Consider the following 14,009-nt stretch of genomic DNA (forward strand, 5'->3'; position numbering starts at 1 on the left):
ATAAAATTTACAAAGGTGCAGGGTGCAAGACAGGCAAGGGGGCTCCTGCAAGGGAGTGTGCATGTGGCATCGAGCCAAAATCTGGATGGCGGGAGCGGCCCTGATTCCTGTATTGCTGGTGGTCACCTCGTCGGCACGGGCGCAAACGTTTGAGAATCCGGGATTCCGTCCAACGGTGGACAATCCCATCCCGATTGAACCGGGGTGGAAGGACCCAACCTACCGTGGTTGGGAACTGCTCAGTGTGCCCGGTCTCATTGCCACTTATTACGACCTGGACTTGGATGGCACGCTGGACTACCAGGTCATCCGGAAAATCATTCGCAAAGCGGCGAGTGAAGAATTAACTATTAAAGAAGCCATCCAGAACGCCCGGATCGATAATTTGAGCGTTTATGTTTCCTACCCGGTCATTTACTTCACCTCGAAGTATCCCCTGTTTTACTGCCTGGGCGTGGACTTCCGCAAAAATTGTCTCAACATCTGGGTCGATATCGCCGAGGACGGTTTGAACGGCAATGAAACCAAATACACGTTATCCGATCCCAAACCCCTGTTCCGCTAGCAAGTCCATCTTCGCGCTGGGTCTGATTCTCGCGGTGACGCTTCTCGGCTGGCGCGGCGAACCCACTTCCGTCCTCGCCCATGGCGGGGAAACGCACAAGGAACAACCGAAGGCGATGCCCAAGGAGGTAAAGCAGGATCCATCCGGGCACTCCCATTCCGGCTCCGCTGAAAGCGGTCATTCCCATTCGCATGGCCAGGGGCGCAGTGTGACCGTCGGCGCTACGGTGTACAAGCACATGTGCATTTTCTGTCACGGGGAAGACGGCAACGGCGGCGGCAAAGCGATGGCGTACCTTTATCCGTGGCCGCGCGATTTCCGAAAGGGCGTGTTCAAACACCGTTCCACTCCCACCGGGTCGTTGCCTCTCGACAAAGACATCTTCGATACCATCACCAAAGGCATTCCGGGTACGGCCATGCCGGCCTGGGAAAATGCGTTGACGGAAGACGAAACCTGGTCGGTGGTGGAATACCTCAAAACCTTTTCCAACCGGTTTAAAAACGAAACCCCGCAAAAACCCGTCACACCCGGGCCGGTGCCGCCCTCCACCAAGGAGAGTATCGAAGCGGGCCACCAGATTTTTCAGGAAATGCGATGTGCGCGTTGTCACGGGACGGATCTCAAGGGAGACGGGCCCATCGCCGACAGCCTGTACGACATTTGGGACCACCGTGTGTTCGTTTATGACCTGACCAATCCCAACACGTTCAAGTTCGGTTTCGATAAAGAAGACATATTCATGACTCTCAGCACGGGGATCGACGGCACCCCGATGAAGGCGTACAATCACCTCACTTCGAAAGAACGGTGGGACCTGGCGTCGTTCGTGCATTCCCGAATCCAGACGGACCGCTACCGCAAAGCCAAATATGAGGTCACGCTGAAATCCGAAATGGTGGAAGGTGACATCGGCATCGATCCGTATAGCGAGTTGTGGGACCCGGTCCCTGCCACCAACGTGCATCTGATTGTGCTCAATGCCCGGCGCGATCCCATTACCCGCGTGCAGTTTCAGTCCGTGACCAACGGCAAGCAGATTGCCTTCCGTGTGCAGTGGGAAGACCCGGTTCCGAACCGGTCATCCAGCCGCCACCAGGATTTCAAGGACGCGGTAGCGCTGGAGTTTGCGCTGGGCGATGTGCTCCTGCACACGCACGGGCACAACGAACCCTTTTTTGGAATGGGTAACCGTGAAAAGCCGGTGAACATCTGGCAATGGCGCGCGGACTGGCAAAAAGAGATTGAGACCAAGGAAGAACTCGAACAGGCCACGGAAGGCCAGGGCATGGATATGGACGTGATGATCTTCGGTGGCGAGGTCAACCCTGTGGAATCGCTGAACCCGTTTCGTGAAGTTCCCATTGAAGAAATGAATGCAGAGGGCTTCGGCACGCTCACACCCCAGCCGAAAACCAAGCAGAATATCCGCGGCAAGGGGCTGTGGAAAGACGGCAAATGGACCGTGGTGTTTATTCGGGATATCGAATCCCTCAATAAATGGGACATCCAGTTCAATAAAAAACAACCCATTCTCATTGGTTTTGCGGTGTGGGACGGCCTGCACAAGGACCGCAACGGCCGTAAAACGGTTTCCATGTGGCAGAGGTTGATTTTGCCTTGAACAATGGGTTGGTATAGGATATGTATTTAAGAAAAAGCCTGATAATTGAACCGTTTGAGATGCGCTGCCGGAAGGCAATCCGGCGCCGGGGATCCTACGGAGATCGTTTGAATTTTGGGAGGTGGTTCCATGTCTGACGACCAGACCAGAAAAGAGGAAGAAGCCCGGGAGAAGGAAGAATCTCTGGAGGTGGCGGAATCCGATGTCGATGAGATTGAAGAAGAGGAAATCGATGAAGACGTCCTGACCGAAGACGAACTGGAAGAGGTGGATGAGGTCGAGGAGGTCGATGAAGGCCAGAAGGAAGTCGGCGCGATCATGGTCCTGGGCCAGAGCGGGTTTGAAGAAGGTCAATCCAACCGGGGCGCGGACGACCCCAGCGACAACACCCTGTCCGAACCGCAATTTGTCATGAAGTTTGGCGAAATGCTTTTCGTGGCAGACCGTGGCAATCATCGCGTGCTGGGCTGGAACACGTTTCCAGAAGAAAACGGCGAACCTGCCAGCTTCGTGCTGGGGCAGGAAGACTTTTCCGACTGCCTGGAAAACCGCGGTATCACCACCACCCTGGACGAAATGACCTCCGGGCTGGGTGACGAAAGCCTGGACGGATTCACCATCAGTAAACCGGAAGAAGATACTTTGTCCCAGCCTGCGGGCATGGAAGTGATCGACGGCAAGCTGTACGTTGCAGACAGCGGCAACCATCGTGTCCTGCGCTGGAATGGGTTGCCCTCGGACGATGGGGAGGCGCCGGGCCTGGTGCTGGGACAGGACAACCTGGAATGCGGAGAGGCCAATCGGCGCGGGCTGGTTGGTTCCGGTTCGTTGTTTTTCCCGTTCGGGGTGCGTTCGGGCGATGATCAGCATGTGTTCGTGGCCGACAAGGACAACCACCGCGTCCTCATCTGGAAAAAGATCCCCTTCAACAACGGCTGGAACGCGGATATCTGCCTCGGCCAGTCCGATATGGACGAACGCGAACCCAATCGCGGCGATTTCGATAACGTCACCCCCGATTCGATGAGCTTTCCCACCGGCGTGTTTTACCACGCGGAAACGGGAAAAATTTTCGTTGTGGACCAGGGCAACAACCGTGTCCTGATCTGGAACAAGATGCCCTCGCACAACGGCGTTCCGGCGGACCTGGTGCTTGGTCAGCCGAATTTTTACAGTCGCGATGTGAACGCGGGGCAGGGCGGTTACCGCTGTGACGCGGTGGGTATGTATTTCCCAACCGACGTGGTGTACGGACGAAAAGGCCTGTTCGTTTCCGATTCCGGTAATAATCGTGTGCTGGGGTGGAAGGAACTGCCTACGGAAAACGGCCAGCCTGCCGACTTTGTAATCGGACAGAAATCGTTTTACGAAAACAAGTTCAACCGCAACAGCGATCCTTCTCACTGCTCGCTCAACGACCCGTATGGCCTCTTCCTGGAAGAAGATCCCGAGGACGAGGACGATCCGGGTCGCCTTTACATCTGCGACCGTGGCAACGCGCGGGTGGTGATCTGGGAAGAACTGCCGATTGCGGAAGTGGAAATGCCCGAAGAGGACGAGGACCAGTTGCACGCTGAGGTCGAGGACCCGGAACTGCTCATGGGTGAGGACGAGGACTTCTTCGAGGAAGACGAAATGCCGCCGGAAGAACTGGAAGAAGAGACGGCATAACGGTATATTTCCAAACACACAATCCAAAAACCCCCTTGCCCGTCCGGGCGAGGGGGTTTTTTCGTTGAGCGGGATACGGGTGCGGCGGTCTCAGCGCAGGGTCAGGCGGCAGAACTGGATGGGTGCATCGTTTAAGGAAAAACTCCGCTGAATGTCTTTTTCCCGGTAGCCCAGTTTGCGCAGGGGCTTTTCCACGGCGCGCACCTCGCTTTCCGTCACGTACGCCACCGTATCGGGCACGCCACGCGTACTCAGGTTTTTCACCAGTTGAGCGATGAGCTTGCGCTGTTTCTTGGGCGTACCGGGAAGCGTCGGGTAATCCATCTTGCTGGTGTAAGGGCTGCGGTAGTGCGTGTTGAGTGCCTGAAGGGTTTCCAGCATCAGCACATCCACATCCCAGGGAGCCATCTCCCCCACTTTCGGATGGTTCTGCACCAGTTCCAGGAGACTGATCAGCGGTTCTTCCAGGCTGCGGCCCACGTATGCATGCTGGGGTTCCAGTTCGATTTGCGAAAAGCCCGCGGCCTGACCGACCTCGGCGAGCAGAGGGAAGTTGACCATCGACGTGTACTGCCCACCGTAAAGCTTGAAATACGGCCGCCCCACCCGGTTGAGATGCGCCGTGGACAGCATGCCGTAATCGAACCCGGTGTAGCCCGCTGAATGCTGGGGATGGAGAAGCCGGTGCGCTTTCTCCAGCGTGCCGAACGCGCCCACGTTGACGGGCGTCGGGATGTCGTCGTCGATCGATTCCATGTGCTTGTTCACCACGTCCCCGAACGGCCAGTCGCCGACATCCGTGCGCTGGAATGCACGTTCCCAGACGATCTGGTCGAGAAACGGCGGGTGCGTTTTCAGGACGTCCAGGTCCGCGTTCTGGAATTGCCGGACGAAGGTGTCGAAGTCCCCCTGGATGACAGCGGGTTCGATCAGCGGTTGCAGGTATTCCTCGAACAGCATGCCCTGGCTTTTGATCAGAACGCGCGTGGCGAGGTCGTCCCAGATTTCATTGGACAGCACCCAGGTAAGCGAGCCTGGTTCCGCGCCTTCAGGATCGCGTGCGTCGATGAGCGCGGTGGCATAGCGCCCTGCGTGCGCCTGCAAATCCGGGTTTGCCTCGACGCCGTTTAAAATTTCCTGTGAATAGTCACAGAGCGTGTACGAAAGTCGCGGGTACACTCGGCCTTCCGTGTCGATTTCCTTCAGCCGGTCGAGCATGCGGGCTGCGAGGTTGCCGTTGCCGACTCCCCATTCCTGCACGAGCAGAGGCACCTCGGTGGGAAGGGTTTCGCAGTGTTTAAAGAAATGGTCGGCCAGGGCGTAGGCCAGACGATGATCGCGGCTGACGTAGGTCTGGAAATGCTGGTGGATGCCGGGACCTTTGGTCCCGTAGAAGATATGGTTGACGTGCACCTGCCAAACATCGGCGGGCTGGAAATCGCCGAGTGAGGCCAGTTCGGAATGGCCGGAATTCATCCTCAGTCAGACCCGGAGAAAGGCTATTGTTTTTCCGCGGCGGTTTTCCCTGTGGTGGCCACGCCACCGGGAATGCCGGACATTTCTGTTCCACCGGGGCCCTGCGGGCGGATGAGTTCCTGGTACTTGTCGTGAGCTTTCGTGGCCTCTTCGTGACGGCCGATTTCCTTGAAGCATTGGTACAGGTTGAGCCATGCGGTGGCGTCGCCTTCGTTCAGGCTGACGGCTGTCTTGAATTCCTTGATGGCGCTCTCGACACGGTTGACCGAGGCATAGAGGCTTCCCAGGTTGGTGTGCGGCAGGGAGAACTCCGGGTCCAGTTCCATCGCTTTTTTGAACGCGTCGATGGCTTCATCCACCATGTTTTTGGCGGAGAAGGCGCTGCCGAGGTTGCACCAGGCCTGCGGGTCTTTTTCGTCCAGATCCACCACGCACTGGTGGGTGGTGAGCGATTCGTCGAAGTCGCCGTTGGCGAAGTACGCATTGCCCAGTGCAGCTCGCAGTTCCTTGTTTTCCGGGTCGAACATCAAAACCTTTTTGAGCGTACGGATTTCGTTCAGGTGGTCCTTCAGCATGTTCAAACCCGCAGCCAGGTTGGCGTAGGAGGTGGTATCCGTCGGGTCCAGCTCGATGCAACGCTGGAAAGCGCGTACGGCGTTTTCGAAATAGTCCTTCAACATGTAGGCGCCGCCCAGGTTGAAGAACACTTCCGGATCTTCCGGTATCAATTCCGCCGCGCGGTTCAATTCGCGGATGGCTTCGTCTTCCTGCGCGGACAGGGCGTACGCGGTACCCAGCACCTTGTAGGCCCGGCCGAATTTCGGGTCTTTGTTGAGGACCGCCCTCAGTTCTTTGATGGCGTCCTCATAGTTGCCCCCGTCAATGTACAGTGTGGCCAGCTCCACCTTTTTTTCCAGGTTGTCCGGGTCGTTGCGCAGTTCCTTTTTGATTTGCCGGGTTTTCTTCATGATGGCGGTTTCCAGCTTGATCTGCTCCGGATCGCGCACCCCCAGCTCTTCAAAAATCTCCGGGTGGATTTTCATGGTCATCCAGTTGGACTCTTTTTTGCCCTGCTGGCGCTTGCGAAACTCCTCAACATCAAAGTCTTCGTTGACATCTATGTCTGCCATGAATGGAACCTCTATGCGAACGGTTGCTGTTGACCCCACCGCCATAGGCGGCACTGCCTGAAAGCTGATTTAATTGAATTTTAGGTTATCGGGCGTGGGGGTGTCAAACCCTAAACCCGGGGAGCGGGGGCGGAAGGCGTTGTGGAGTCAGGCCTCCACTGCTTCTGTCAGGGCTTCGTCCTGCGCCATGCGCAGGATTTCCTCGCGGCCGAATCGGTCGAGATAAAGCAGGAAGTGCTCGCGCGAGAGGTATTTCCAGATTTTGCGGGATGGGAAGCAATCATCGAGGACGGCGTCAAACTGTTCATACACGTCCATGACCTCGTCGCGGGTCATGCCTTTCTGGATATCGAAGTCGAAGACGATGGCCATGTCGCGTTCCGGGTCCTGGACAATGCGATCGATGGAGAACTTCTTCGGGTTGTGGAAGATGGCGGAGTCTTTTTCCAGCGAAAAGGTGGACTGGCCGACGGAATGAACGATCCCGCTGCCGCGCTCGCTGTTTTCCACGGTGAAGCGGATGGTCTCCTCCGCTTCTGCCAGCTCTTCCGTGGGAAAGCCGAAGAACAGGTAGAGGTGGTTCCAGATACCCGCGCGGGCGCTGTTGGTGAGAACGCGGTGCTCGGTTTTCTGGTCGCATCCCTTGTCAATGATCGACAACACGCGGTCGTTCGCGCTCTCCAGGCCATAGAACAGCATGATGAATCCCGCCCGGCAGATTTCGCGGAACAGGTCTTCGGTTTCCACCGTGTCCGCCTCGAACTTGAGCATGCCGAGGGCGCGCATGTCTACGTTGTTCTTGAGTATGGCGGCGGCCATACGCTTGAAGGCGTTGGGCGAGATGGCTTCGTCCGAGAACGTGAAGTATTTCGTGTTGTGCCGTTTGCCGAGGTAATCGATGTCTTCGGCCACGCGGGCTTCGTTTTCCTTGCGGTAGAAAGAATCATAGATGTGGCTGTGGGTGCAGAAGGTGCACTTGCCCCAGTAACAGCCGCGGCTCGCCATGTAGGGCAGGACGGGATACGGCATCAGGTATTTTTCCAGCGGCATGTCGTCAAAATCCGGCCGCGCCAGCTGGTCGTAGGGCAGCGATTCCGCTTTGGGATTGTGAACCACTTTGCCGTCCTGCAGGTGGATCAGGTTCGGCACTTCGCTGAGCGATCCCCCGGATTGCAATTGTTCCAGCAGGCGGCGGAGGGGAAGTTCCCCTTCAAACAGAATGATGCTGTGAAAAAATTCATCGAACAGGATCTGCTTGTCGTCGAGGATGTCGATGTGCCGGGTGAACACGCTTCCGCCGATGACGATGTGCAGGTGCGGGTGTTGTTTTCGTAGCAGACGGGCCAGGCTGAGCCCGGCGATCACCTGCCCGACGTGGATGATGGAAATGCCCACCACGCCGTATTCGTTCCAGTCCACCCGCGGCAGAAGGTGGTCTTCGAACAGCCGCAGGTAGGGGTTGGCTACAGGGTCGGCGGTGGCCCCCAGGATGCCATTTAAATTTTCTTCCGGGTTGCCCGGCATGAAGAACGATTCCAGGTCCACCTGGCTCGGAAAGTGCGCGAACGAGATCAGTTTCATCGCGATCTTGAGCGTGGTGTAGGCCCGCTTGTACACCGGGAACTGGAAGAACAATTCCTCCGTTCGCAGGACCTCCTTCGCTTCTTCAACACCGGAGTAAATCGATTCCAGATAGTCCGGGTCGGACAGGATGTCGCGGTACACGTTTTTGACCTGGTTTTCTTCCGGCGTGTAGGCCGGGCGGGACAGGCGCTCGCGGATGATTTCGACGCACTCTTCCAGGTACGAACGCGACAGGAAAGTTTCGTAGCCCTCGATATTGAAGTCGTACTGGTCCACTTCGTGGCCGTGCGACTTCAGATATCCGGCGAGCGTGGGCAATGCCAGGTAGGGCTGACTCGGAAACCACTGTGGTGGAAATATGAGGGCCGTCTTCATTTAAATTCCTAATTCCATTAAGAATAGGTACCGTCATCATAGAGAACCGAAGAACCTGCTGTCAATGCGGGATGAGTATTTTCCGTCAACTGGCCGAATGGCCTGAAACGGGAGATCCGGGAAGGAGGGCAAGGCGGATACAAGTGCCCATTTGACCGGGTTTTTAGGAGAGGCAATTGTCTTGACACCCTTTTTCCTATGTATATATAATGCGTAAAACCCAGAAAGGCCGTAAACTTTTATATTTTTGATGGTTACGACCATTTCCCGATTTGAACCGTTTGTTTTGAAGGAGATCAGGTTTTGAGCGAACACGATACCCAAACCAATCCTGAAGATACCGAGGCCCCGGAAGATGGTCAGGAGATGAGCCAACGGACAGACGACCCGATGTCCGATCTTTCGGAACTTGAAAAGATAAAAAAAGAACTCGAGGCGGAAAAGGCAAAGGCTGCCAAGGAACTGGAAGAAGGCGAGGAGGAGGACGAGGATTTACGCGAGGTCGATTACCTGCAGAAGGTCATCGATCTGGCCGTGAAGTTCGACCACCACGTCGGCGTGTACCTCATGGCGGGCTACATTGATTGCGGCCTGAAATACAATCACCAGTTGGCCGACAGTTACATGAAGCACCTGGCGACGATTCAAGGCTTCCTGCGTCTTCTGGAAAAAGTGGATGGCGTCACCCGCGAAATGGTGACCAAGGATTGCATCGTTCGCATGCGCAATGTCATTCAGGAGATCCACAAGCACCTGGTCAAGCCGGTTTACAAGGAAGTGTCCCTGATGAAAAAGAAACCGAACATGGAAAACCTGGACAACTTCCAGCGCGAATGGAACGAACGGTTGAATGAACTCCAGAATGCCTGCGATTTCGAGTACCAGATTCTGGACGTCAAAAAGTTTATGGTGAACTGACACCGGTCTGGCCGGTTCCGGCTGACCGGTACGCCGAACGGGTTTTTTCTTGCCGGGGTGCGTCCCGCCCCAGAGTCCGAATGCCTGAAGGAAGCCCACACGATGTGGGAGTCCGCTCTTGCCCGGTCCTCCAAAGGAATCCACACCCAGTTGTCCCGTAGCCGACCCCCAACAGACCGAATGGAAATTACAATGCTGTCACCGTTTTGAACGTTGACTGATTGAGGATGTGGCATGGCACAAGACAATGAAGCGGTAGAAGAAGTCGAGACCCAGGAGGTCGTCGGCGAATCGACCGCCATCGAGGTTCAGGATCCCGCGACGCTTCCGGAGGAGAGGCCGAAATGGGCGGACGTCGACCACACGCAGTTGTACGTGTGGGTGGCGGATGCGGGCAACGACCGCATCCAGAAGTTTGACGGCAACGGCAGGTTTCTGTTCGAGTTCGGAAAGCCCGCTGGCACCCGGCCCCCCTACCGGCCGGGGTTGTTCAAAGGGCCGTTCGGCGTGGCGGTGGACAAGGAAGGCAACATCTGGGTGGCGGACACGGGGTGTCACCGCATCCAGAAATTCGACCCGGAAGGTGATTTCATCCTGGAGTTCGGCGGCGAGGGTTACGGACAGAGCAAGTTTTACTGGCCGGAGGCTATCTGTGTCGAGCCGATGGGCACGGTGCTGGTGGCGGACACGCACAACCACTGCCTGAAACGATACGATGAAGACGGTGAGTTCCTGCTCGGGTTCGGTTTCGCCGGCAACTTCGACGGGTTCATGAAATTCCCCACCGGTCTCGCCACCGACGCCGAAGGCAATATCTACGTCGCCGACCGGGATAACCAGCGCGTTCAGATTTTCAACGAAGAGGGCCAGTTCCTCACCAAGTTCGGCGAATATGGGTTCGAGGAAGGCCGGTTCAACTTTCCCTCCGACCTCACCGTGCGCACCGACGGCACCCTGCTGGTTGCGGAAAAAAGCCAGAACCGGCTGCAGCAGTTTGACCGCGACGGCAATTTCATCGCCTCCTTTTGTGAATACGGGAAACGCGACGGGCAATTCAACTGCCCCATGGCCATCGCGGAAGACCCTTACGGATTCGTCTTTGTGGTGGATACGTTGAACAACCGCATTCAGAAATTCGACCCGGAAATGAATTTCGTCAGCAAATGGGGCACCATCGGGCGCGAGGAAAAGCAGTTTCAGAATCCCAGCGGCATCTGGCTTTCCTGGGAGCCGGATTGGGAGCCGAAAGATGAGTGAGTGGCGGGTGCGTACCGTGGCTGTGGTGGCGAATTGGGTGGTGACCACCACCATCCTGTTTCTCCTTCCCGCAATAGCATGGGCCGTAGATGAAAAAACGCAGACGTCCGACCCGGAGTTTGGGGGCCAGATCCTCACCCTCACGGAGCCGTCCAAGGCGGAATTCAAAACCGACGATCCGCGTTTCCGGGACAATGAAAACGGCACTGTGACCGACATTCAGGAAAAACTCGTGTGGGAACAGATGGATTCCTACCAGTCCCTCAAACAGTGGCTGAACTGGAACGACGCCCAGCATTACATCCGCAAGATGAACGAAAGCGAATTCGGCGGGGCGTCCAACTGGCGTCTTCCCACTCGAGAGGAACTGAAAAGCCTTTATGATGAGTCCAAGTCGGTGCCGTGGAATTATTACTGGACGAAGAACGAAGTGCACATCGACCCCATTTTCGGCAACAGCAACTGCTGTTACTGGTCTGTGGAAGAGGTGAGTGAGGAAATGGCGTGGGGATTCAACTTCATCCGCGGCAAAGCCTACCCCAGCATGAAGGGCGGCATCCAGAAATCCCTCACCGTCATCCGCGCAGTCCGCGACCTCAAGGGGAGCGAAAAAGTCAGCTTGAAGTGATTCCATCAATGCCTTTTTCGTCGGAATCGAATTGCGGCGGGTACGAGTCTGCTAAAATAAAGCTGGGTTAATTTGGGAAGGATAACCGGGTATGAATTCCGAAGAAGAAAAGAATCCGGACGAATTGGAAGAAGAGGGTGCCCAGGGCGGGGATGTGCCGGAGGGGGAGGATGACCTGAGCAGTAACTTCCGGGTGCGGGAAGACGACCCTTACGAGCGAGCTCAGAAAGAGGGGGGTGAAGAAGCCGAGTTCGATCTGGAATCGCAGATCGAGGAGTTTCGTGCCCAGATTGAGGAAGAGCCCGACAACTGCATCCACCACTACAATCTGGCTGAAGCTCTGGAGGAACTGGGTCAGCACAAGGAGGCGCGCGAGGAATACGAACTGGCGCTGGAACTGGACAAGGAAAAGGATTTCCACTCGATCATCCATTTCGGCCTGGCCAACATGCAGTTTCAGATGTTGTTGTCCGGAATCCAGTCGGTGGTGGTGAAAAGCTCTATCGGCCTGCACTCGGCGCACAAGGCTGGCGACTCCATCACCCAGGTCAACGACGACGATTATAAGGACCCGATCTACAATTTTGAAAAGTCCATGGAGTTTCTGCCGCAGTTGAAAGCGGACGAAGACCTGGTGGATTACATCTCGAAAGAAGCGCCCTCCCAGCTGGCCAATCTTTATTACAAGTGGGCGTCCGACCTGATCGACAAAAGCCGGCAGATCGACCTGTACGGCGAGGAGATTCAGGATGTGGAAAAAGCCCTCAAGCTTTTGAAAAAATCGATGGATATCGACCCCAATCACGCCCAGGCCAAGATGATGGTCACCTACGCCAAAAAGATGCTGGCCGAGGGGTGGAAGACCTATGATGAATACGGGTTCGAGGCTAAGACCATCGAAGGCCGGGGTTGACGGGACCGGGGGCTTCTTTATTGCACCTGACTTTATAAGTGAATGGAGAGAAAAGAAATCGATGGCAGACATTCGGCGACTGATCAAGGACGGTTTGAGCAAGGACGGGCAGATACTGAACCTGAAAGCGAAGTTCATCCGTGAAGTGGGAGCGAAGGAACTGGCCAAATGCGAAGAGTTGTCAAACGTCCGGTCCATGGACCTGTCGCAAAACGATATCGGTGACGAAGGGGTGAAAGCCATTGCGGAGTCGCCTGTATTCTCGAATCTCAGAAGCATCAATTTGAAGTCCAACCGCATCGGCGACGAAGGGGCCCGGGCGCTGGCCAATTCGACCACGCTCATCAACCTGCGAAGTCTGCAGCTGGTTGTCAACGACATCAGCGAAGAAGGGGAACGGGCTCTCATGAATTCGGTGCATTTGGTAAACCTCACCACCCTCCGGTTCCGGGTGTGAGCCGGGTGGCCGGCGATGCGGCGGAGAGTTTATTAAGTCTTCGAATTTAAAGGGATTTCTTGGGTTCTGACGGCGTAGAAGATAAAAGCTTGACTTAGTTTGAGGGTTCTGATATTTTTGCCACATCCTGAAGTAGCCTTAGTCTGCGCAAGACAAGGCTTTAGGGAGAATCTCCCTCAACCGGTGAGGGACGCCCGCAAGGGCTGATGTGAAATGGATTTTCCAAGTCGAAAAGGCTTTGCAGTTTAATAGTTTTATCCACATCACCTTTATTGAAAGGGGGAGCAAATGGTAAGAAAAATGGTTGCCATCGCGGCTACGGTCCTGGCTTTCGTTGCCGTCTCCACCATGGCGAGTGCCAACGAAACGGTTCTTGAAAAGGGAGAGAGCTCTGTCTGTGAAAACGCTTCCTGGATTGTTTACAACACCAGTGAAACGGAAGAGACCACTCTCGAGTTCGATATCGGGCCCTACGCTTATGCATGGGAAAAAGTGTTTACCCGGGAGATCGCTCCGGGCGGTTACCAGACCAATGCCATCGCGGCACGCAGCACCTTCACCAACAAGGGCCCGGGCTCTGTTATTGTGAACTGCCAGCGTCAGCGTTTCGATCGGCATGACTGGAAAATCGATGCCGGTGCGGGCAAAACCTATCAGTCCGACTACCATCTGGACCATGTTCGCCCGATGACTTACATCGAGCCGGGTCTGGGTATGCCGCAGGGTACGGAGCGCGGCATCACGGGTGTTACCGGTCACAAACCCGAAGCATATCGTTAAGCTTTACAGTTGTCTGAAAAAGCCGGAAGGTTTCGACCTTCCGGCTTTTTCTGTTTTCCCCATCCCGCGCCAGGCGGGGGTCACCCCTTTGTGATCAATCCCTCATTATCAGGAGTGTGATGTATGGTTGAAGGACGTTTCGTGGACAATGGCGATGGCACTGTCACCGACACGCATTCCAGGTTGATGTGGATGCAAAAGGATTCCTACCTGGAATTCAAAGACAATATCACCTACGCCAAAGCCAAAAAATACCTCAAAAGGAGGAACGAAGAGGCCTTTGCCGGCCATTCCGACTGGCGCCTTCCCAGCAAGGACGAGGCTCACAGCCTGTATTTGAGAGAAAAGGAGGCCTCCATTCTGGACCGGTATGAGATGCTGATCTACATCGACCCGGTATTCACCGAAGGGTGCGGCTTCAATACATGGACCTCCAATACGATGGGAAGCATCAACGCCTATGTGTTCTCCTTTGCCAGTGGCACCGGGGGGCATACCGACGTGGACGACATTCTTCATACCAGTGTCCGACTGGTCCGTGGGACCATGGACCCGGAGTTCAAAAAGAAACTGGGAAAAATCCCACCCCGAAAAGGACTCTACACTTCCGAACAACGCTGAAGTCCAAAAA

At 55.7% G+C, this 14,009-nt stretch carries 13 protein-coding genes; 10 read left to right on the forward strand and 3 right to left on the reverse strand.

The genetic code is table 11. From position 1 onward, the window contains the following. Positions 1–61: 61 nt before the first annotated feature. From TX82_RS06940 to TX82_RS06950, 3 genes are all read left to right on the forward strand, one after another. Positions 62–565, forward strand: a complete 504-nt coding sequence (locus TX82_RS06940; RefSeq protein ID WP_005008592.1) for a hypothetical protein — start codon at positions 62–64, stop codon at positions 563–565. Continuing rightward, entirely contained in the window at positions 519–2,189 is a 1,671-nt protein-coding gene (locus TX82_RS06945) for an ethylbenzene dehydrogenase-related protein (protein ID WP_005008595.1), read from the forward strand. The genes TX82_RS06940 and TX82_RS06945 overlap by 47 nt, the downstream gene beginning before the upstream one ends. Before the next feature lie 129 nt (positions 2,190–2,318). Beyond that, positions 2,319–3,860 (forward strand): NHL repeat-containing protein, encoded by a 1,542-nt coding sequence (locus TX82_RS06950; protein ID WP_005008596.1) that lies wholly within the window; start codon positions 2,319–2,321, stop codon positions 3,858–3,860. Between the two features lie 90 nt (positions 3,861–3,950). Here the strand turns inward: TX82_RS06950 and TX82_RS16675 are convergent, their stop codons facing one another. From TX82_RS16675 to TX82_RS06965, 3 genes are all read right to left on the reverse strand, one after another. Further along, positions 3,951–5,336, reverse strand: coding sequence for a hypothetical protein (locus tag TX82_RS16675; protein ID WP_005008599.1), 1,386 nt, complete (start codon positions 5,334–5,336; stop codon positions 3,951–3,953). Positions 5,337–5,359: 23 nt separating this feature from the next. Continuing rightward, entirely contained in the window at positions 5,360–6,466 is a 1,107-nt protein-coding gene (locus TX82_RS06960) for a tetratricopeptide repeat protein (RefSeq protein ID WP_005008602.1), read from the reverse strand. Between the two features lie 147 nt (positions 6,467–6,613). Further along, positions 6,614–8,425 carry a B12-binding domain-containing radical SAM protein gene (locus tag TX82_RS06965; protein ID WP_005008603.1) on the reverse strand — a complete coding sequence of 604 codons (1,812 nt, stop codon included), beginning with the start codon at positions 8,423–8,425 and terminating at the stop codon, positions 6,614–6,616. A gap of 303 nt (positions 8,426–8,728) precedes the next feature. On the opposite strand from TX82_RS06965, the gene TX82_RS06970 reads away from it, so the two are divergent. The 7 genes from TX82_RS06970 (at position 8,729) to TX82_RS07000 (ending at position 13,999) form a co-directional block, all read left to right on the forward strand. After that, the gene (locus TX82_RS06970) at positions 8,729–9,343 is read left to right on the forward strand and encodes a hypothetical protein (RefSeq protein ID WP_005008606.1); all 615 of its coding nucleotides are present in this window, start codon (positions 8,729–8,731) and stop codon (positions 9,341–9,343) included. 234 nt (positions 9,344–9,577) lie between these two features. Then, positions 9,578–10,600 carry an NHL repeat-containing protein gene (locus TX82_RS06975; protein ID WP_005008608.1) on the forward strand — a complete coding sequence of 341 codons (1,023 nt, stop codon included), beginning with the start codon at positions 9,578–9,580 and terminating at the stop codon, positions 10,598–10,600. Next, positions 10,593–11,228: an Lcl C-terminal domain-containing protein gene (locus tag TX82_RS15175; RefSeq protein WP_005008610.1), complete on the forward strand. Its 636-nt coding sequence runs from the start codon at positions 10,593–10,595 to the stop codon at positions 11,226–11,228. The genes TX82_RS06975 and TX82_RS15175 overlap by 8 nt, the downstream gene beginning before the upstream one ends. A 91-nt stretch (positions 11,229–11,319) precedes the next feature. Then, positions 11,320–12,141, forward strand: a complete 822-nt coding sequence (locus tag TX82_RS06985; protein ID WP_005008612.1) for a tetratricopeptide repeat protein — start codon at positions 11,320–11,322, stop codon at positions 12,139–12,141. Positions 12,142–12,202: 61 nt separating this feature from the next. After that, a complete protein-coding gene (locus tag TX82_RS06990; protein ID WP_005008613.1) occupies positions 12,203–12,598 on the forward strand; it encodes a leucine-rich repeat domain-containing protein in 396 nt (131 codons plus the stop codon). A 288-nt stretch (positions 12,599–12,886) separates the two neighbouring features. Beyond that, positions 12,887–13,378, forward strand: a complete 492-nt coding sequence (locus TX82_RS06995) for a hypothetical protein (protein ID WP_005008617.1) — start codon at positions 12,887–12,889, stop codon at positions 13,376–13,378. Positions 13,379–13,501: 123 nt separating this feature from the next. Further along, positions 13,502–13,999, forward strand: a complete 498-nt coding sequence (locus TX82_RS07000; protein ID WP_005008618.1) for an Lcl C-terminal domain-containing protein — start codon at positions 13,502–13,504, stop codon at positions 13,997–13,999. Positions 14,000–14,009 lie beyond the last annotated feature (10 nt).

This window comes from Nitrospina gracilis 3/211 (assembly GCF_000341545.2).
Lineage (GTDB): Bacteria > Nitrospinota > Nitrospinia > Nitrospinales > Nitrospinaceae > Nitrospina > Nitrospina gracilis.

Bases quoted from the DNA above. Each gene is read 5' to 3' on its own strand.
- TX82_RS06940 (WP_005008592.1), top strand. From the start codon at position 62: ATGTGGCATCGAGCCAAAATCTGGATGGCGGGAGCGGCCCTGATTCCT.
- TX82_RS06945 (WP_005008595.1), top strand. From the start codon at position 519: ATGAAACCAAATACACGTTATCCGATCCCAAACCCCTGTTCCGCTAGC.
- TX82_RS06950 (WP_005008596.1), top strand. From the start codon at position 2,319: ATGTCTGACGACCAGACCAGAAAAGAGGAAGAAGCCCGGGAGAAGGAA.
- TX82_RS16675 (WP_005008599.1), bottom strand. From the start codon at position 5,336: ATGAATTCCGGCCATTCCGAACTGGCCTCACTCGGCGATTTCCAGCCC.
- TX82_RS06960 (WP_005008602.1), bottom strand. From the start codon at position 6,466: ATGGCAGACATAGATGTCAACGAAGACTTTGATGTTGAGGAGTTTCGC.
- TX82_RS06965 (WP_005008603.1), bottom strand. From the start codon at position 8,425: ATGAAGACGGCCCTCATATTTCCACCACAGTGGTTTCCGAGTCAGCCC.
- TX82_RS06975 (WP_005008608.1), top strand. From the start codon at position 9,578: ATGGCACAAGACAATGAAGCGGTAGAAGAAGTCGAGACCCAGGAGGTC.
- TX82_RS15175 (WP_005008610.1), top strand. From the start codon at position 10,593: ATGAGTGAGTGGCGGGTGCGTACCGTGGCTGTGGTGGCGAATTGGGTG.
- TX82_RS06985 (WP_005008612.1), top strand. From the start codon at position 11,320: ATGAATTCCGAAGAAGAAAAGAATCCGGACGAATTGGAAGAAGAGGGT.
- TX82_RS06990 (WP_005008613.1), top strand. From the start codon at position 12,203: ATGGCAGACATTCGGCGACTGATCAAGGACGGTTTGAGCAAGGACGGG.
- TX82_RS06995 (WP_005008617.1), top strand. From the start codon at position 12,887: ATGGTAAGAAAAATGGTTGCCATCGCGGCTACGGTCCTGGCTTTCGTT.
- TX82_RS07000 (WP_005008618.1), top strand. From the start codon at position 13,502: ATGGTTGAAGGACGTTTCGTGGACAATGGCGATGGCACTGTCACCGAC.